Consider the following 18,906-nt stretch of genomic DNA (forward strand, 5'->3'; position numbering starts at 1 on the left):
GGCGGGGCGTCGTGCCGATGGATTGAGCCACGCTCGCGCCCGAGGCGAATGCCATCGGAGGCTGACGCGCGTGACGACCGACCGCATCCACTTCATCCTCAACGGCCGCGACGTGGTCGTCGCCGGCCTCGCCCCCACCACCACGCTGCTGAACTGGCTGCGTGAGGAGGCCAGCCTGACCGGCACCAAGGAAGGCTGCGCGGAGGGCGACTGCGGCGCGTGCACCGTCCTCGTCGCCGATATGCGCGCTGGCCGACTGCGCTGGCGATCGCTCAACGCCTGCCTGCAGTTGCTGCCGACGCTGCACGGCAAGGCGGTGTTCACGATCGAATCGCTGGCGGCAGCAACACAGCTCCACCCGGCGCAGCGTGCGATGGTCGACTGCCATGGTTCGCAGTGCGGTTTCTGCACGCCCGGTTTCGTCATGTCGCTCGCCGCCCTGCTGCAGACCGAACCCGCGGCCGACGAGCGCGCGATCGCCGATGCGTTGTCCGGCAACCTGTGCCGCTGCACCGGCTACCGCCCGATCGTCGCCGCGGCCCGGCGCATGTACGGGCTCGACGCACCACCGGCAACCGGCTTGCCGCCGCCGCCCGCCTGGCATCCGCAAGCCGAGGCCGGCGAAGCGGCGCTGATCGCGCGGCTCACGGCCATCGCCGCGCAAGGCAGCCTGCAGGTGACGCACGCATCGGGCGCATACGCAGCACCACGAAGCCTTGCCGAGTTCGACACGCTCATCGCCGCCACGCAGGAGGCCACCCTGCTGGCGGGTGGCACCGATGTCGGCCTGTGGATCACCAAGCAGTTCCGCGCCCTGCCGCGCGTGCTCGACCTGATGCACGTGACTGAATTCGCCGGAATCGTCATCGACGAGGGCACGCTCGAGATCGGCGCCGCCGTGTCACTCGATGACGCTTTCCGGGCGCTGACCCGCGATTACCCGGAAGCCGCAGAGCTTCACCGCCGCTTCGGTTCGCGCCCGATCCGCAACGCCGGCACGCTGTGCGGCAACATCGCCAACGGCAGCCCGATCGGTGATTCTATGCCGGCACTGATCGCGCTCGGTGCCAGGCTACTGCTCAGGCATGCCGGCACCACCCGTGAATTGGCGCTGGAGGACTTCTACCCGGCCGACCGTAGCCTCCCGCGCCTCGCCCCCGGCGAGATCGTGCAGGCAGTGCACATTCCACTGCGCCAGGCAGGCGCGGTGTCCGCCACCCGCATTGCAGGGCAAGCACCGGATGGCCTGCATTTCCGCACCTGGAAAGTCTCTCGGCGCCACGATCAGGACATCTCCACCGTTTGCGCCGGCTTTGCCCTGACGATCGCCGATGGCGTGGTACGCGCTGCGCGCCTGGCCTTTGGCGGCATGGCGGCCACGCCGCAGCGCGCCATGCAGGCGGAGAGCGTGCTGCTTGGCCGTCCGTTCGACCTTGCCGCGCTTGCCGCAACGCAGGCGGCGATCGCGCAAGATTTCAGTCCGATCAGCGACTTGCGTGCCAGCGCCGGATACCGCCTGGCCGTGGCGCAGAACCTTCTGGCACGCCTGCACCGCTCGGTGTGCGGCCTCGAGGACTCAGCACCGTCCTTGACCCGGCCATCCACCGCAGAGCAAACCGCCAGCACAGCCGCGGAAGTGCAGGAGGGCGGCGCGCACGGTGCCAGCGGCCTGCCGCTGCCGCATGAATCCGCCCTGCTGCACGTGACGGGCGCCGCGCAATACACCGACGACCTGCCCGAGCCGCGCGGCACGCTGCACGCGGCGCTGGCACTCGCACCGCACGCCCACGCGCGCCTGGCGGCAATCGACATCGACGCGGCGCGCGCCGTTCCTGGCGTGGTCGCGGTGCTGACAGCAGCAGACATTCCCGGCGCCAACGATTTCGGCGCCGTGGTCGACGACGATCCCATCCTCGCCGAAGGCGAGATCCGCTTCCACGGCCAACCCTTCTGTCTCGTGGTAGCGACCTCGGTCGACGCCGCCCGCCGCGCCGCGCGCCTCGCCCGCGCCGAGTGCGCCCCCCTGCCGGCCTTGTTGACCATCGACGACGCGCTGGCCGCCGGCAGCCGCGTGCAGGCCGACGTGCGCATGCACCGCGGCGAGCCGGACGCCGCCATCGCCCGCGCACCGTGCCGGCTGAGTGGTTCGGTGCGCTGCGGCGGCCAGGACCACTTTTACCTCGAAGGCCAGATCGCCCTGGCGATTCCCGGCGACGACGGCACCATGCATGTGCACTCGGCCACCCAGCATCCGGGCGAGGTCCAGTTGCAGGTGGCGAAGGCGCTGGGCGTCGACGCCAAGGATGTGGTCGTGACGTGCCGGCGCATGGGCGGCGGCTTCGGTGGCAAGGAGAGCCAGCCCGGCCAGATCGCCACGCTGGCGGCGATCGCAGCACGGCATGCGGGCCGGCCGGTGAAGCTGCGGCTGGACCGCGACACCGACATGATCATGACCGGCAAACGGCACGACTTTCGCATCGACTACGAAGCGGGCTTCGACACCGAGGGGCACATCCTCGGCCTGCGCATCCGCCACGCGATGCGCGCCGGACACTCCACCGACCTCAGCGGCGCCATCGCCGATCGCGCGCTGTTCCACGCCGACAACGCGTATTACCTGCCCGACGTCGCGGTCGACTCATTGCGGCTGCGTACCCACACCGTCTCCAACACCGCGTTTCGCGGTTTCGGCGGGCCGCAGGGCATGTTCGGCATCGAGGAAGTGATGGACACCATCGCCCGCGCATTGCACGTGGATCCGCTGGACGTGCGCAAGCGCAACCTCTATGGCGTCGGCGAGCGCGATGTCACGCCCTACGGCCAGCGCATCGCCGACAACATCCTCCCGCAGTTGCTGGACACGCTGGAAGCCGATAGCGATTACCGCGCGCGCCGCGCCGAAATCGAGGCGTGGAATGCCGCCAGCGCGGTCATCAAGCGCGGGCTGGCGCTCACACCGGTGAAGTTCGGCATCTCCTTCACCACCACCCACCTGAACCAGGCCGGCGCCCTGCTCCAGGTCTACAAGGACGGCACCGTGCTGCTCAACCACGGCGGCACCGAAATGGGCCAGGGTCTCTACACCAAGGTGGCGCAGGTGGTCGCCGACGAGCTGCAGACCGATCTGGACCGCATCCGCGTCAGCGCCGCCGATACGTCCAAGGTGCCCAACGCCTCGGCCACCGCAGCCTCCAGCGGAACTGACCTCAACGGCAAGGCGGCGCAGCAGGCGGCACGAAAGATCAAGGAACGCCTGGCCCGCTTTGCCGCGCAGCAGTACCGCATCCCGCAGCACGAGGTGCGGTTCCGCCGCAACCATGTCGTCATCGGCGAGCGTACCGTGCCCTTCGCCGAGCTGGTCCGGGCTGCCTGGAAGGCGCGCGTGTCGCTGTCGGCAACCGGTTTCTACCGCACGCCGGACATCCACTTCGACCCTACCAGCTTCACCGGCCATCCTTTCTATTATTTCGCCTACGGCGCCGCCTGCGCCGAGGTGGCGGTCGACTCGCTCACCGGCGAGGTGCGGGTGCTGCGTGCCGATCTGCTGCACGATGCCGGGCGCTCGCTCAACCCGGCGCTCGACCTGGGTCAGATCGAGGGCGGCTTCATGCAGGGCCTGGGCTGGCTGACGATGGAAGAGCTGCGCTGGGACGACGCCGGCCGCCTGCTGACGCACGCTCCCTCGACCTACAAGATTCCGGCGATATCGGATCTGCCAGCGGACTTCCGCGTGCGGATGTGGCCGCATGGCGAGAACGCCGCCGACACGGTATTCCGGTCCAAGGCAACGGGCGAACCGCCGCTGATGCTGGCGCTGTCGGTCTGGCACGCGATCAAGGACGCGATCGCCGCAGTGGCCGATCACCGGCTTGCGCCGCAACTCGATGCGCCCGCCACCGCAGAGGAGATCCTGCGCAGCATCACCGAGCTGCGCGCGCGCGACGCACGCGGTGGCGCCGCGCCCGGGGCGGCCCCATCCGCGCGGGCCGCAACAATATCGTCCGCGAACGCATGAACGGCATCGCCCTGCTCGACACGCTCGCCACCACCGTCGCGGAAGGCCGGCCTGCGGTGTGGGTCACGGTCGTGGCAACACGTGGTTCCACACCGCGCGAGACAGGGGCATCCATGCTGGTTGACGCAGGAACGATCGCGGGCAGCATAGGCGGAGGCCGGCTGGAGCTGTGTGCGATCGAACGCGCTCGCGCCCTGCTGCAAGGCGCAAGGGACTGCGCGGCACCTTCCCGGCAGCTCGAGCGCATGCCGCTGGGCGCGCGCCTGGGCCAGTGCTGTGGCGGCGAGATGATGCTCGCTTTCGATGTCGTGCTGCCGTCGCGGGCAGACTGGGTCGCCGAGGCCCGTGCTGCACAGGCTAACGATGCAGACTGGCGCGCCCTGCTCGCTGCGCATCTTCCCGCGTGTGCTTTTGCGGTGACCGAGCGCCTGCCGGTGGCGCTCTTCGGTGCCGGCCACGTTGGAAGCGCGCTCGCCACGCTGCTGGTCCGCCTCCCCGTGTCGCTGACCTGGATCGACAGCCGCGACGCCGCTTTCGCACCCGAAGCGGAGGCAGTGGCACGCTGCATCGTCAGCGACGCACCGGAAGCGGAGGTCGGTACGCTGCCGCCCGAATGCGCTGCGGTGGTCATGACGCACAGCCATGCGCTGGACCTTGAGATCGTCCATGCCTGGCTTCGCCGCGGCGACTTCCGCTTCCTGGGGCTGATCGGCTCGCGCACCAAGCGACGGCGCTTCGAACATCAACTGCGTCTGCGTGGCCACAGCGAGGCGGCGCTGTCGCGGCTTGTCTGCCCGATCGGCGTCGATGGCATCCGCGGCAAGGAGCCGGAGGTGATCGCGGTGGCCATTGCGGCGCAATTGCTGCGCCTGCGAGCGCAAACCCGATTCCCGGAGGGTCAGCCTTGACCAAGGCAAACTCCGCGCCGCCGGATAGGCCGCCCCTGCGCGCCGTACGCGGCGAGATCCTGTACTTCACCGACGATCCGGCTGTCGCCGGCGCCGGAGCTCAGGCGCATTTTCCCGATGGCCTGCTGCTGATACGCAACGGCCTCGTCGACGCCGTCGGACCATCTGCCGAACTGCTGCCGCAACTGCCAGCCGGGGTGGCGGTGGATGATCATCGCGGCAAGCTGATCCTGCCCGGCTTCATCGACACCCATGTCCATTACGCCCAGCTCGACGTCATCGCCAGCCCCGGCGAGCAGTTGCTGAGCTGGCTGCAGAAATACACCTTCCCTGCCGAAGCGCGCTTTGCCAATCAGGAGTATGCGGAGGCCGAGGCGGACGTCTTCTGCGACGAGCTGCTGCGCAACGGCACGACGACCGCGCTGGCTTTCGCGACGGTGCATCCCGGATCGGCCGATGCCCTCTTCGCCGCCGCGCGGCGCCGGCGCATGCGCATGATCACCGGCAAGGTACTGATGGACCGCCATTGCCCCGACAACCTCTGCGACCTCGGCGGCACCGGCGAGACCGAGACGCGTGCCCTGATCGAACGCTGGCACGGCCGCGACCGCCTCGGCTACGCCGTCACCCCGCGCTTCCCCGCTACTTCGTCGGCAGCGCAGATGGAGGCGGCCGGCAGGCTGTTCGCGGAATACCCCGGCCTCTTCCTGCAGTCCCACCTCGCAGAAAACCGCGAGGAAGTGGCCTGGATCGCACGCATGCATCCCGGCGTGCGCAGCTACCTGGACGTGTTCGCACGCTTCGGCCAGCTCGGGCCGCGCAGCGTGCTGGCACACTGCATCTGGATCGACGACGAGGATCGCGCCCGCATGGCCGAGGCCGGCGCAGCGATCAGCTTCTGCCCCACCTCCAACCTCTTCCTCGGCTCCGGCCTGTTCGACCTCGCGCGCGCTCGCGCGCACGGCGTGCGCGTCGGCATGGGCACCGATGTCGGTGCGGGAACGAGCCTGTCGATGCTGCAGACCCTGGGCGAGGCATACAAGGTTCTGCAGTTGCAGGGCCAGAAGCTCGGCGCCGAAGAGGCCTTCTATCTTGCCACCCTGGGTGGTGCCCGCAGCCTGTACCTGGACGCGTGCATCGGCAGCCTCGCCCCCGGCCGCGAGGCGGATTTCGTCGTGCTCGACCCCGCCGCCACGCCGCTGATCGCCCGCCGCATGGCGCAGTGTGCGACGCTGGCCGAGCGCCTGTTCGTGTTCATGACGCTGGGCGACGACCGCGCCATCCACGCCACTTACATCCTCGGGGAAGCGGTGTGGCGACGCTGACCGCGGCAAACCCCGCGCCGCCCGCGCCCCGGGCGACTCGCCCAAATCCGGCGCAGGAATGGTCGATCGGGTAAAATGAGCAACTTTTTCCTCGCCCTTTCGCTTTGATGGCGTCAAGCCCCTTCTCCCCCTGCGGCACCGCGCGCATGCCCGCGCGCCCAGCGCACCCCCCGCTTCTGCGGGCGAGGAGCGATGCGAGCGCGCGACACTCGTTGGCTGGTGCCGTACGGTAATGAAGCGTCTGCTCGCCGTCGCCCTGAGCATCGCGCTGCTCGCATGGCTCGCCAGCAACGGCCACTGGCGGGCGCTGGCGGACAGCTTCGTGCACCTGCCGGTTTCGGTGCTGGCGCTCGCCGGCCTGGGCTTTGCCGCAAGCTACCTCCTGCGCGCGCTGCGCGTGTTCGACGAATTCCGCAGCGACGCGCGCGGGCGCTTTGTCGCTTGCCTGCGCATCGTGCTGATCCATAACGCAATGGTTAACGTGGTGCCGTTTCGCGGTGGCGAAGCAGCCTTCCCGCTGCTGCTGCGCCAGACGTTCGGCACACCGGTGGCGCGCGCCGTGGCCTCGCTGTTCTGGTTCCGCCTGCAGGACGCGCTGGTGGTCGGCATCGTCGCCGCCGCCGTCTGGCCAGGCGTGCCACTTGCGCTGCGCGCCGCGGGTGCCCTTGGCCTGATCGTGTTTGCGCTGGCGCTGCCGCGTTGGGCGCGGGCACGGCACGACTGGGCCGAGCGCGGTGCATTCGCAGCCAGGCTGGGCAAGTTGCGTGACGCCTTCGCCGCATCCACGCGCCACGCGCGCTTCGGCTGGCTATGGACGGTCGCGAACTGGTCGGTGAAACTTGCGTCGCAGTCGCTGCTGCTGGCTGCCGTCCTCGGCGCATCACTGGGTACCGGCGCGGCCGGCGCACTTGGCGCCGAGCTTGCCGCCATCCTGCCGATCCAGGGCGTGGCCGGATTCGGCACCTACGAGGCCGGCGCCGCAGCCGCCTTGCTGCCCGCAGGCATCGACTTCGAGGTGGGCCTGCGCGCCGCCCTCGCCCTCCACCTCTTCGTCATCGGCTGCGCGCTGGCGGCTGGCGCGCTGGCGGCGCTGCTGATCGCGGCGCCCAGAGCCACAACTGCAAGCGGGTCCCCCCCGCCCTCCAACGAATCCTCGAGCACTGCACCGCATTCATGAACCTGCAAACCCGATCCCCGCTTCCTCCCGCAGAACCTCAGATTCCCGAAGGACTGCCGGAACACACGCTGTCGGTCGTCGTGCCGATGTACAACGAGGCCGAAAACGTCGAACCGCTGCTCGACCGCATCCACCTTGCGCTGGGGCCCTACCCGTGGCCCTGGGAGGTGGTGCTGGTCGATGACGGCAGCTCGGACGCGACGCCCGCGGAGCTGGAGCGCTGCGCAAAGGTCTTCGGCCCGCATGTGCGCGTCGTCGAGCTGATGCGCAACTTCAAGCAGACGGCTGCGATGCAGGCCGGCCTGGACGCCGCGCGCGGCAGCGTGATCGTGACGATGGACGGCGACCTGCAGAACGATCCGATCGATATCCCGCGCATGGCCTATCGTCTGCTGACCGAAGACCTGGACCTGGTCGCCGGCTGGCGCAAGGATCGCCAGGACGGCCTGCTGCTGCGCAAGATCCCGTCGCGCATCGCCAACCGCCTGATCGCTCGCCTGACCGGCGTGCACCTGAAGGACTACGGCTGCAGCCTGAAGGTTTTCCGCGCCAGCGCGATCAAGAACGTGCGCCTGTACGGCGAGATGCACCGCTTCATCCCGGCGTGGCTGGCGACCGTGACCACGCCACGACGCATCGCGCAGGAGGTCGTCACCCACCACGCACGCGTGTTCGGCGAATCGAAATACGGCATCTCGCGCACCTTCCGCGTCGTGCTGGACCTGATCTTCGTGTACTTCTTCATGCGCTTCCGCACCCGCCCCGGCCATTTCTTCGGCGGCATCGGCATCGGCCTGGGCGCGATCGGCACGCTGATCCTGGCCTACCTCGCCGGCGTGAAGATCTTCCTCGGCGAATCGATCGGCACCCGTCCGCTGCTGTTCGCCGGCTTCTTTACGCTGATTGCGGGCGTGCAGATGGTGACCTCCGGCGTGCTGGCAGAGCTGCTGGCGCGCGTCTACTACGAGTCCGGCAGCTCGCGGGCCTATGTGGCGCGCGAACGGGACGCGTTGCCGGAAGACTCAGGCTGGCACCGGCCCGGCGCATGATGGGCAGCCAGACGCAGCGCCACCCGGCGCTCACCCTGCTGCTCCTGCTGCTGCCGCTGGCCAGCTTCTTCCTGATGCTGGGGGCGACGCCGCTGTTCGACGTCGACGAGGGTGCGTTCTCGGAAGCCACGCGCGAGATGTTCGAGCGCGGCGACTTCCTATCGACCTATCTCAACGGCGAGCACCGCTTCGACAAGCCCATCCTGATCTACTGGCTGCAGGCGCTGCCCTTCATGGCTTTTGGCGCCACCGAATGGGTATTCCGCCTGCCTTCGGCGCTGGCGGCGACGATCTGGAGTTACGCGACCTGGTACTTCGCGCGTGAGCGCTTTGGTCCCGACGCTGCCCTCGCGGCGCTGACCGTGGCGGCGACGGCCATCGGCCCGCTCGCCATCGGCCGCGCGGCGACGGCCGACGCGCTGCTCAACATGCTGCTCGCCCTCGCCCTGTTCGACGCCTGGCGGCACCTCGAGACCGACCGTCGCACGCCCCTGCTGCGCAGCTACGTGTGGATCGGCCTCGGCGTGCTGACCAAGGGCCCGATCGCCCTCATCGTGCCCGGCACCGTCACCTTCCTGTACTGTGCGAGCCGCATGGAATGGCGCCGCTGGCTGCGGTCGGTGTTCGACCCGCTGGGGTGGCTCATCCTCGCCGTGCTGGTCGTGCCGTGGTACGCCGCGGCCTTGAGCATCCACGGCCAGGCCTTCATCGATGGCTTCATCCTCAAGCACAACGTGAAGCGCTTCACCGGCTCGCTTGAAGGCCACTCCGGCAGCCTCTTCTACTATGTGGTGGCAGTTCCGCTGCTGCTGCTGCCCTGGACCACACCGCTCTTCTCCGCGCTGCGCCATGTGCGTACCGATGCCTCGACTGCTGTGCGACGCTTCCTGTGGCTGTGGGCGGGCTTCGTGGTGGTGTTCTTCTCGCTGTCGGGCACCAAGCTGCCGCACTACGTGCTGTACGGCTCCACGCCGCTGTTCCTGCTGGTGGCGGCGCATCGCGACAGCCTGCGCCAGCGCTGGCTGCACCTGGTGCCGCCCACCTTGCTGCTCGCCACCTTCGCCGCGCTTCCGCTCGTTGCCCAGCATCTGTCACAGGGCACGGCCGGGAATGCGTATTACCGCGCCCAGCTTGCCGAGGCGGGGTCGATCACCACACCCATCTACTACGTCGTGACGGTCGGAGCCCTGCTGCTGTGGCTTGCTGTCGCCACCAGGTCCAAAGCCTCGATCTGGTCGCGGCTGTCGATCGGCGCAGTGATCTGCGTGGGCGTCCTGACCTCGACGGTGTCGCCCTGGGCGGGCACGCTGCTGCAGGGTCCGGTGAAGGAAGCCGCGCTCGCCGCGCGCGCGCTGGGTGGCACCGTTGTCGCTTGGCGCTTCGACGCCCCGAGCATCAGCGTCTATCGCGGCGCAGTCACGCCGCAACGCCCGCCTGAGCCGGGAGAACTCGCCATCACACGCATCGATCGGCTTCCGGAGGCAGGTTACGAAACCCTCTTTCGCAAGGGCGGCGTCGTGCTGGTGAGGCGGCTCGCCGAATCCACGCCGCAAGCCTCCTGAGGGATCGACCGCGGCCGTCCGGAACGGACGAGGCCCCGCCAGCTCGTCGCTGGCGGGGCCTCGTCCAGTCACCGTTGCGGCATTGCTGCCGCATTGGCTGCCTCAGTTATAGCGGGCTGGAACGACAGGGCTCAGGTCGGCCAGGTACTTCCCTCCGAGGGCGGTGAGTTCCTCCATTGCGAGCAAGGACAGGCGGCAATCCTCAAAGCAGGCCCAGTCCGCATTGAAGCTTCCCAGCTCGATTCCCAGCCGCCGCAATTCGGGCGCATCGTCCCACAGCGCGTAGATATCCCCACGGTATTCGCGGCCAAAGTGGAAGGCGTCTTCAGGTTTCAAGCGTTGTCCCATGTTCCGTCGGGGGTCAGACCCCTTGAGAGTCAGTACTCGCGCAGTTTCTCATCAGAACCCATTTGCATGACGTGAAAAACATCACGGTCAACATGGCGACCCGCGTATTTGCTGGCTCCAGTGAATCTTGATTCAAATCATGGTGCATGCAGAGGGGCGAAACCTAGTATCGCCCTGCGTCCAGGACCCGCTGCAGAGGACGCGCACCCCTTCCATCACCTTTGCGGACAAAACCAGACCAACGATGAGGATCTCTCCATGAGCGGCATATTTACCAAATCCATGGCGCGGAACATCTTCTATGGCGGGACAGTGTTCTTCTTCCTGCTACTGCTCGCGCTGACCTTCGACACCAACAAGACACTTCCGAAGCTGGACAACTCAGCCAATCTGACGCCCCAGGTCATCGCGGGCAAGAAGGTCTGGGAAACGCGCAACTGCATCGGCTGCCATACCCTGCTGGGTGAAGGCGCCTACTTTGCGCCCGAGCTCGGCAACGTCTACAAGCGCCGCGGCCCTGAGTTCATCAAGGCCTGGATCCAGTCGCAACCGACGGGTGCGCCTGGCCGCCGCCAGATGCCGCAGTTCAATCTCACCAACGAGGAGCTCGACAACCTGGTCGAATTCCTGAAGTACTCGTCGGAAATCAACACCGCCAACTGGCCGCCCAACATCGAGGGCTGAGTCGAAGGTCGACCTAGCAAAAATGTGAGACGACAAGAGGAACACGTCATGCAATACAAATCACAAGCGGTCGCCAAGCCCTACTTCATAGCGGCGATCGGACTTTTCGTTGGGCAGATCCTGTTCGGGCTGATCATGGGTCTGCAGTACGTGATCGGGGATTTCCTGTTCCCCGCCCTGCCCTTCAACATTGCGCGGATGGTGCATACCAACCTGCTCATCGTATGGCTGCTGTTCGGCTTCATGGGATCGGCCTACTACCTGATTCCTGAGGAGACTGAAACCGAGCTGTATAGCCCCAAGCTGGCGCTGGCGCTGTTCTGGATCTTCCTGATCGCGGGCGCGCTCACCATCGTCGGCTACCTGGCCTTGCCGTATGCCACGCTGGCGAAGCTCACCGGCAACGACATCCTCGAGACCATGGGACGGGAGTTCCTCGAGCAGCCTTTGATCACCAAGGTCGGCATCGTCATCGTCGCGCTGGGCTTCCTGTTCAACATCTCGATGACCCTGCTGAAGGGCCGCAAGACCTCCATCAGCATGGTGCTGATCGTCGGTCTGTGGGGCCTGGCGATCTTCTTCCTGTTCTCCTTCTACAACCCGCACAACCTGGTCAAGGACAAGTTCTACTGGTGGTGGGTGGTGCACCTGTGGGTGGAAGGCGTGTGGGAACTGATCCTCGGTGCGCTGCTGGCCTACGTGCTGATCAAGGTGACGGGGGTGGACCGTGAAGTCATCGAGAAGTGGCTGTACGTGATCATCACGCTGGCCCTGGTCACCGGCCTCATCGGTACCGGCCACCACTACTACTGGATCGGCACGCCGCAGTACTGGCAGTGGTGGGGTTCCATCTTCTCCGCGCTGGAGCCGCTGCCCTTCTTCGCCATGACCGTCTTCGCCTTCAACATGGTGAACCGCCGCCGTCGCGAGCATCCGAACAAGGCTGCGGTGCTGTGGGCCCTCGGTACCGGCGTGATGGCCTTCCTCGGCGCAGGCGTGTGGGGCTTCCTGCACACCCTGGCTCCGGTGAACTACTACACGCACGGCAGCCAGATCACCGCGGCGCACGGCCACATGGCCTTCTACGGCGCCTACGTGATGGTGGTGCTGACCTTCATCAGCTATGCGATGCCCATCCTGCGCGGCCGTGCCGCCAACTCCGAGCGTTCGCAAGTGCTGGAGATGTGGAGCTTCTGGCTGATGACGATCGCGATGGTGTTCATCACCTTGTTCCTGACCGCTGCAGGCATCCTGCAAGTCTGGCTGCAGCGCGTGTCCGACACGCCGATGTCCTTCATGGCGACCCAGGATCAGATCTCGCTGTTCTTCTGGATGCGCGAATGGGCTGGCGTGGTGTTCTTCACCGGCCTGGTTCTGTATCTGGTGAGCTTCTTCGTCAAGGGCGAAACCAAAGGCGCCAACGCCTGATATCCATGGGTTCTGCGTAGTACCCCGGGCGACCGGAGGAAGGGGTTGGGGCGGCCACTGGCCGCCCCCTTTTTTTGCCGATGCCCGTACAGCCGTTAGAATCAAGGCCTCCCATATCTTCGTCCGCCGCCATCGTGTCGCAGGTCTCCGATTCTTCCGCCGTGTCCTCGTTTCGCCCCACCGCCCCAGTCCGCATCGCCATCAATGGTTATGGCCGTATAGGGCGCTGCTTCTTGCGGGCGCTGCACGAGGCCGGGCTGCAGCGCGACTTTCACATCGTCGCGATCAACGAACCGGCGGATTTGGCGAGCATTGCCTACCTGACACGCTTCGATTCCACCCATGGTCGCTTCCCGGGCCGCGTCGAGGCTGGCGACGACCACCTGCTGATCGACGAGCAGGCCATCGCGGTGTCCCACGCACGCGAGCCGGAAGCCGTGGACTGGGGCAGCCACGACATCGATCTGGTCGTCGAGTGCTCGGGGCAATACAGCGAACGTGCCAGCCTGATGCGCTTCATCGACGCGGGCTGCCCGCGCTTGCTGCTGTCGCATCCGGCGAACAGTGCAGCCGACGTGGACGCAACCATCGTCCATGGCATCAACCAACTGTCGCTCACCGGGCGGGAGCGTCTCGTATCGAACGCATCGTGCACCACCAATGCCGTGGTGCCCGTTCTCGCGCTGCTCCACACCGAGCTCGGTATCGAACACGCGATGCTCACTACCCTGCACTCGGTGATGAACGACCAGCCGCTGATCGACGGCTACCACCATACCGATCTGCGCCGCACGCGCTCGGCGATGCAATCCATCATCCCCGTCTCCACCGGCCTCGCCCGCGGCGTCGAACGTCTGCTTCCGGCGCTGGCCGGCCGCGTGCAGGCAAAAGCCATCCGTGTGCCCACGCACAACGTGTCGGCCATCGACATGGTCCTGTCGCTCGCCAGCGACGTCGGCGCGGCCCGCGTCAACGAGTTGCTGCGGGAGGCCGCTTCGGGGCCGTATGCCGGCCTGATCGCCTGGTCGGACGAACCCCATGCCTCCATCGACTTCAACCACGACGCCCATTCGGCTATCGTCGATGGCGGCCAGACGTGCATGATCGGCCCGCGCCTGGTGAACCTCGTCATCTGGTTCGACAACGAGTGGGGATTCGCCAACCGCATGCTCGACGTCGCCCGCTTCTGGCTGCAGGCCACGCGCTGAACTCACCCGGGCGCGAGCCGAAGGCCGCGCCGGCCTCAGTTAACCGCGATCAAGTGAAAATGGTTCGCAAGCACCTACACTGCGGCCCATGGAAAACACACGCAATACCGCCACCCTTGCCGCCGCACCCGGGCCGCGGCTTGCCGGCGACCTGGCCATCTGGTTCTTCATCCTCGCCGAGTTGCTGGCTTTCGGCGTCTTCTTCGCCGCTTACGCCTTCACCCGCGCAAAAAACCTGGAGCTGTTCAACGTCGAGCAGCAGGCGCTGAACCGCGGCGCAGGCGTGATCAACACCATGCTGCTGCTCACCGCGAGTTATTTCGTGGTGCGCGCGGTGCAGGCGGCGGAGCGCGCCGCCTCCGCGCAAAGCGCACGCTGGCTGCTGGCCGCGATCTGCTGCGGCCTCGGCTTCATCGGGGTGAAACTGACGGAATATTCGGCCGCCTTCGCGCATGGCGTCAGCCTGTCGAGCAGCCCGTTCCACATGTTCTACCTGTCGCTCACCTTCTTCCACTTCATGCACGTCATCCTCGGCCTGGTCATCCTGCTCGCGCTATGGAACGGCGCGCGCAAGGGTCGCTACCACGCGGGTGACATGAATGGCATGGAGACCGGGGCAGCCTACTGGCACATGGTGGATCTTGTCTGGCTGATCCTGTTTCCGCTGGTCTATGTCATCAATTGAGAGGGCCGCATCGATGAGCGTCGAAGTCCATGGCACGCCGCGGCGGGCCACCATCCTGTGGCTGCTGCTGATCGCCGCCACCCTGCTGACCTGGGGCCTGGGAGCTGCCGACGTTGCCGGCCGGCTCACCATCCTGATTCTGGCGGTGCTGTCCTTCTGGAAAGGCAGCGTCATCATCCTCGACTTCATGGCGCTGCGCCATGCACCGGTGCTGTGGCGGGCGCTGACGCTCGGCTGGATGATCCTGGTGTGGGCAGTGATCGCGATCGCGTACTGGAAAGGAATTTCACGATGAAGCTCGACACCCCCAACCTCGGGACCCCCTTCTACCAGCCCGCCGGCGACGAGGTGGACGTCTTCGAGCATGCGTGGCGCAACCGCCTGCCCTTGCTCATCAAGGGGCCGACCGGTTGCGGCAAGACCCGCTTCGTCGCGCACATGGCGGCGCGCCTCGGCCTGCCGCTCTACACCGTGGCGTGTCACGACGACCTGACCGCGGCCGACCTCGTCGGCCGCCACCTTATCGGAGAGGGGCGCACCGTGTGGTGCGACGGCCCGCTCACCCGTGCGGTGCGCGAGGGCGGCATCTGCTACCTGGACGAAGTGGTCGAGGCGCGCAAGGACACCACCGTCGTGCTGCACCCGCTCGCGGACGACCGCCGCATCCTGCCGATCGACCGCACCGGTGAGCTGCTCGAGGCACCGCCCAGCTTCATGCTGGTGGTGTCCTACAACCCCGGCTACCAGAACCTGCTCAAGGGCATGAAGCCGTCGACCCGGCAGCGCTTCGTCAGTCTGCGCTTCGACTTCCCGGCCGCTGCCCGCGAGGAGACCATCCTGTGCGGCGAGACCGGCTGCGCACCCGACGTCGCGCGGCGTCTGGTCGGCATTGCCGGCGCCCTGCGCGCACTGAAGGACCGCGACCTCGAGGAAGCCGCCAGCACCCGTCTGCTGATCTACGCCGCACTGCTGATCAAGGACGGCATGGACCCGGTGGCGGCCTGCCGTGTCGCCATCGTCGAAAGCCTGACCGACGACCCCGAAGTCGCCGAAGGCTTGATGGAAGTCGCGACGGCCACCTTCGGCCGATGACCGCCTCCCCGGCGCAATCCAGCCAGCCACGCCGCGATGAGCAATCCGCCCGCAGACCCGCACAAGACCGCTGTCGCCGGCCCGCCACTGGCGGTGGCGGCTGAAGCCCTGTTCCTGATCAACCTGATGTTGTTGCCGGGCCTGGCCTTTCTCGCGTTGCTCGTGCTGTGGGCGATGCACCGCGACCACCCCGATCCGCTGGTGCGCAACCATCTGCGCCAGACAGGATGGACCTGCATCTGGGGCGGCAGCCTGCTCGTCAGCCTCAGCGTTGCCATCTTCGTGCTCGGAGGGTTCGACAATCCATGGTCGTGGGTGATCGGCGTGATGTACTTCACCTTCGTGCACTCCACCCTGATCCTGCTGGGCATGCTCGGCCTGTCGCGCGCGATGAACGGGCGCACGTGGCGCTACCCGGTGTTCGGGCCACGGGAGGATCGGTGAGGTGAGCGGCGTACTGAACCGCCCCGCCGAGCGGCGCGTGATTCCCATCGCACGTGCCGACGCCCCGGCGCCCAAGTCGATGCAGACGCGCCGCCTGCTGTTCCAGATCGGTTTCTTCGTGCTGTTCGTGGTGGCACCGGTGTTCGACATCTTCCGCTACGACCTGGAGGCCAACCATGCCTGGCTGCTCGGCATGGAGTGGCGGCTGGGGCTGGACGACTTCCTCGCCGGACGCATCGGTGCGCTGCAGGCGGGCGTCAACGTCATGCTGCGACTGTTCCTGCCGCTGCTGGCGGGTGCTGCGGTGTTCCTGTGGGTCGCGTGGAAGTGGGGCCGGCTCTACTGCGGCTGGCTGTGCCCGCACTTTTCGGTCGTGGAGACCATCAACCGGCTGATGGTGCGTGCCTTCGGCAAGCCCAGCGTGTGGGAGAAATCCGCCCTTCCGCCGTGGCAGCCGGATGGCAGCCCGCGACGCTCCGACACGCGCTGGTGGCTCGTGGTGGTGCCGGCCGCCGTGGGCTTCGCCTTCCTTTGGGCGGTCGTATTCCTGACCTACCTGCTGCCGCCCTTCGAAGTCTATGCCAACCTCGTCAACGGTGCGCTGAGCCGCAACCAGGCGATCTTCCTCACTGCGGCAACCACCGTGCTGTCGCTCGAATTCCTCTTCGCGCGGCATCTGTTCTGCCGTTACGTCTGTGCCGTCGGCCTGTTCCAGAGCCTTGCCTGGATGGGCAACAAGTCGGCCATGGTCGTCGGCTTCCGCCGCAGCCGTGCGCCCGATTGCGCGACCTGCCTGCCCGACAAGCAGTCGGCATGCGATGCCGTCTGTCCGATGCGCCTCACACCCCGCAACATCAAGCGCCACATGTTCACCTGCACCCAGTGCGCACAATGCATCGACGCCTGCGGCGAGACCCAGCGCGACAATCCGGACGGTCCGCTGCTGAGTTGGGTTGCAGGCGAGGCGGCGCGCCAGAACGAGGCCGGCTTCCGCGCCGGACGGGAGCGCTGAAGCCATGGAAGAAGTCGTCGGTAAACTCTGGCACCGCCTGATCACCCGCGCCGCGGGTGGTCACCATCCCAAGGCAGCAGTGCGACTGAAGGATGTCGAGCGCGCCACCAGCGTGTTCTTCCGCGCCCTCGGTGGCGATCCCGGCCTGCGTATCGCCGCCGCAACGGCCGACACCCACGGCGCACGCCGCAAGCTGCTACAGCGCATCGCCGGCAGCGACGAGCGCATCGCACGCGGCCGCATGGACATCGCCACGCTGCGCCTTCCGCCCGAAATCGACGCTTTTCCCGAGCCCGCACTCAATCGCGACCTCTACCTCTGGCTTGCCGCGCTGGCAGCCAGTCATGCATCGGGTGAGGACGAAGACACAGAGGCATCGGCCAACGCAGGCATGCTTTCGCAGGTTCCCACCGACCCCGCGGACATCGAGTGTCGCCTCAACCAGCAGGCAGCAATGCGTGCGCTGCACCGCTGGCCCGGGCTGACGCCGCGTTACCGCCGCCTGGTCGAAGCCACGATCGCCCAGCGCCCCTCACCCGAGCGGCTGCCGGCGCCGGAAGCCGCCCGTGAGCGCAGCCTGCGCCAGGCGCTGCACGAGCCCGGCAGCGTTGCACAGCTCCCGCCGGTGCCCGCCGGCACGCCGCCGGCGATGCCGGTGTTGCTGTGGCTGAGTGCCTTCGCCGGCGCACAGGGCAGCGACGCTGCGAGCTCTTCCGGAGCAGGCGCGGCCGAAGGCGGCAACAGCAAACCCGGCGACCGCGACACCGCGCGCGAGGCGCACCGCGTGGAACGGGTCGACACCCCCAAGGACAAGCACGGCCTGCTGATGATCTTCCGTGCGGAGAGCCTGCTGTCGGTCGCCGAGTTCATCAAGGTCAAGCGCAGCACGGACGACGATCCGGACGACAACGCTGCAGATGCCGCAGCCAACCTCGACCGCCTGGCGCTGTCGCGGGACGAGGAACGGATCGCCTCCAAGATCCGCTTCGACCTCGATCTGCCCTCTGCCGCCGAGGACGACGCCGTGCTCGGCGCCGGCATCCCGCTGCCCGAATGGGACTACCGCAAGGGGCTGCTGCGCGAGGACTACGTGCGGCTGAACGAGTTGCAGCCCTCGCCAGAAGATCCACGCGCCGCACCGGCGCCGCTGCCGGAGCGTCTGCGTCGCACCGCCCGTCACCTGCACCGGCAGTTCGCCGCCCTGCAGCCCGGCCGTCGCTGGCTCAAGGCGCAGACCGATGGCAGCGAACTGGACCTCGACGCCGTGGTGCGCGCCGCCACCGACCGCGCCACCGGCCATCACCCGTCCGACCAGCTCTACCTGTCGCTCGAAAATCGCGAGCGGGACCTCGCCTGCCTGGCGCTGGCCGACCTGTCGCTCTCCACGGATGCCTGGATTTCCTCCGAGGCACGGGTGATCGACGTGATCCGCGACTCGCTGCTGCTGTTCGGCGAGGCACTCAGTGCCACCGGCGACCGCTTCGCGCTGTGCGGCTTCTCGTCTGTCAGGCGCGGAAACGTGCGCTTCCACCGCCTGAAGGATTTCGACCAGCGCTTCGACGACCGCGTGCGCGGCCGCGTCATGGCGATCAAGCCGGGCTACTACACACGGCTGGGCGCGGCGATCCGCCACGCCACCAGCCTGCTGGACGCGCAGGCGGCCGCGCGACGCATTCTTCTCATCCTGTCGGACGGCAAGCCGAACGATCTCGACCTCTACGACGGTCGCTACGGCATCGAGGACACCCGCGTCGCCATCGTCGAGGCGCGCCGCCGCGACATCGTTCCCTTCTGCGTGACCATAGACCGCGAGGGCGCCAGCTACCTGCCGCATCTGTTCGGTCCGTCCGGCTTCGCGGTGATCCGCAAACCGGACGAACTGCCTGCCAGGCTCCCCATGTTCTATGCCCAACTGACGAGATGACGCGATGAGCCACAGCGACCTTCCCTGCAGGGAAAGCCTTGACGC

At 67.3% G+C, this 18,906-nt stretch carries 16 protein-coding genes; 15 read left to right on the forward strand and 1 reads right to left on the reverse strand.

The features are described 5' to 3' along the window. Positions 1 to 70: 70 nt before the first annotated feature. The 6 genes from xdhB (at position 71) to GH664_RS13065 (ending at position 10,036) form a co-directional block, all read left to right on the forward strand. Positions 71 to 4,015, forward strand: coding sequence for a xanthine dehydrogenase molybdopterin binding subunit (xdhB, locus tag GH664_RS13040; protein WP_194270404.1), 3,945 nt, complete (start codon positions 71 to 73; stop codon positions 4,013 to 4,015). Beyond that, positions 4,012 to 4,923 (forward strand): xanthine dehydrogenase accessory protein XdhC, encoded by a 912-nt coding sequence (gene xdhC, locus GH664_RS13045; protein ID WP_153168516.1) that lies wholly within the window; start codon positions 4,012 to 4,014, stop codon positions 4,921 to 4,923. Before xdhB ends, xdhC begins: the two co-directional genes overlap by 4 nt. Continuing rightward, entirely contained in the window at positions 4,920 to 6,248 is a 1,329-nt protein-coding gene (gene guaD, locus GH664_RS13050) for a guanine deaminase (protein WP_228111497.1), read from the forward strand. The genes xdhC and guaD overlap by 4 nt, the downstream gene beginning before the upstream one ends. A 232-nt stretch (positions 6,249 to 6,480) precedes the next feature. After that, on the forward strand, positions 6,481 to 7,425 hold the full coding sequence (locus tag GH664_RS13055) for a lysylphosphatidylglycerol synthase domain-containing protein (protein ID WP_153168517.1): 945 nt from the start codon (positions 6,481 to 6,483) through the stop codon (positions 7,423 to 7,425). Beyond that, the gene (locus GH664_RS13060; protein WP_153168518.1) at positions 7,422 to 8,474 is read left to right on the forward strand and encodes a glycosyltransferase family 2 protein; all 1,053 of its coding nucleotides are present in this window, start codon (positions 7,422 to 7,424) and stop codon (positions 8,472 to 8,474) included. Before GH664_RS13055 ends, GH664_RS13060 begins: the two co-directional genes overlap by 4 nt. Then, the gene (locus GH664_RS13065) at positions 8,471 to 10,036 is read left to right on the forward strand and encodes a glycosyltransferase family 39 protein (RefSeq protein ID WP_228111498.1); all 1,566 of its coding nucleotides are present in this window, start codon (positions 8,471 to 8,473) and stop codon (positions 10,034 to 10,036) included. Before GH664_RS13060 ends, GH664_RS13065 begins: the two co-directional genes overlap by 4 nt. Positions 10,037 to 10,138: 102 nt before the next feature. Here the strand turns inward: GH664_RS13065 and GH664_RS13070 are convergent, their stop codons facing one another. Then, positions 10,139 to 10,372: a hypothetical protein gene (locus tag GH664_RS13070; RefSeq protein WP_153168519.1), complete on the reverse strand. Its 234-nt coding sequence runs from the start codon at positions 10,370 to 10,372 to the stop codon at positions 10,139 to 10,141. Between the two features lie 270 nt (positions 10,373 to 10,642). On the opposite strand from GH664_RS13070, the gene GH664_RS13075 reads away from it, so the two are divergent. The 9 genes from GH664_RS13075 to GH664_RS13115 all read left to right on the forward strand — a co-directional run bounded on the left by GH664_RS13075 (position 10,643) and on the right by GH664_RS13115 (position 18,861). Continuing rightward, a complete protein-coding gene (locus GH664_RS13075) occupies positions 10,643 to 11,068 on the forward strand; it encodes a cytochrome c (protein ID WP_153168520.1) in 426 nt (141 codons plus the stop codon). Positions 11,069 to 11,116: 48 nt separating this feature from the next. Then, on the forward strand, positions 11,117 to 12,496 hold the full coding sequence (locus GH664_RS13080) for a cbb3-type cytochrome c oxidase subunit I (protein WP_153168521.1): 1,380 nt from the start codon (positions 11,117 to 11,119) through the stop codon (positions 12,494 to 12,496). A gap of 161 nt (positions 12,497 to 12,657) precedes the next feature. Next, a complete protein-coding gene (locus GH664_RS13085) occupies positions 12,658 to 13,704 on the forward strand; it encodes a type I glyceraldehyde-3-phosphate dehydrogenase (protein ID WP_228111499.1) in 1,047 nt (348 codons plus the stop codon). An 88-nt stretch (positions 13,705 to 13,792) separates the two neighbouring features. Next, positions 13,793 to 14,389, forward strand: coding sequence for a cytochrome c oxidase subunit 3 family protein (locus tag GH664_RS13090; protein WP_153168523.1), 597 nt, complete (start codon positions 13,793 to 13,795; stop codon positions 14,387 to 14,389). 13 nt (positions 14,390 to 14,402) lie between these two features. Next, positions 14,403 to 14,684 (forward strand): cytochrome C oxidase subunit IV family protein, encoded by a 282-nt coding sequence (locus tag GH664_RS13095; RefSeq protein ID WP_153168524.1) that lies wholly within the window; start codon positions 14,403 to 14,405, stop codon positions 14,682 to 14,684. Next, positions 14,681 to 15,481: a CbbQ/NirQ/NorQ/GpvN family protein gene (locus GH664_RS13100; protein ID WP_153168525.1), complete on the forward strand. Its 801-nt coding sequence runs from the start codon at positions 14,681 to 14,683 to the stop codon at positions 15,479 to 15,481. The genes GH664_RS13095 and GH664_RS13100 overlap by 4 nt, the downstream gene beginning before the upstream one ends. 36 nt (positions 15,482 to 15,517) lie before the next feature. Beyond that, on the forward strand, positions 15,518 to 15,925 hold the full coding sequence (locus GH664_RS13105; protein WP_153168526.1) for a hypothetical protein: 408 nt from the start codon (positions 15,518 to 15,520) through the stop codon (positions 15,923 to 15,925). 79 nt (positions 15,926 to 16,004) lie between these two features. Further along, positions 16,005 to 16,937, forward strand: coding sequence for a 4Fe-4S binding protein (locus GH664_RS13110; RefSeq protein ID WP_194270405.1), 933 nt, complete (start codon positions 16,005 to 16,007; stop codon positions 16,935 to 16,937). Between the two features lie 4 nt (positions 16,938 to 16,941). After that, the gene (locus tag GH664_RS13115; RefSeq protein WP_153168527.1) at positions 16,942 to 18,861 is read left to right on the forward strand and encodes a nitric oxide reductase activation protein NorD; all 1,920 of its coding nucleotides are present in this window, start codon (positions 16,942 to 16,944) and stop codon (positions 18,859 to 18,861) included. The last annotated feature ends 45 nt before the right edge of the window (positions 18,862 to 18,906 follow it).

The organism is Thauera sp. 2A1, assembly GCF_009469595.2.
Classification (GTDB): domain Bacteria; phylum Pseudomonadota; class Gammaproteobacteria; order Burkholderiales; family Rhodocyclaceae; genus Thauera.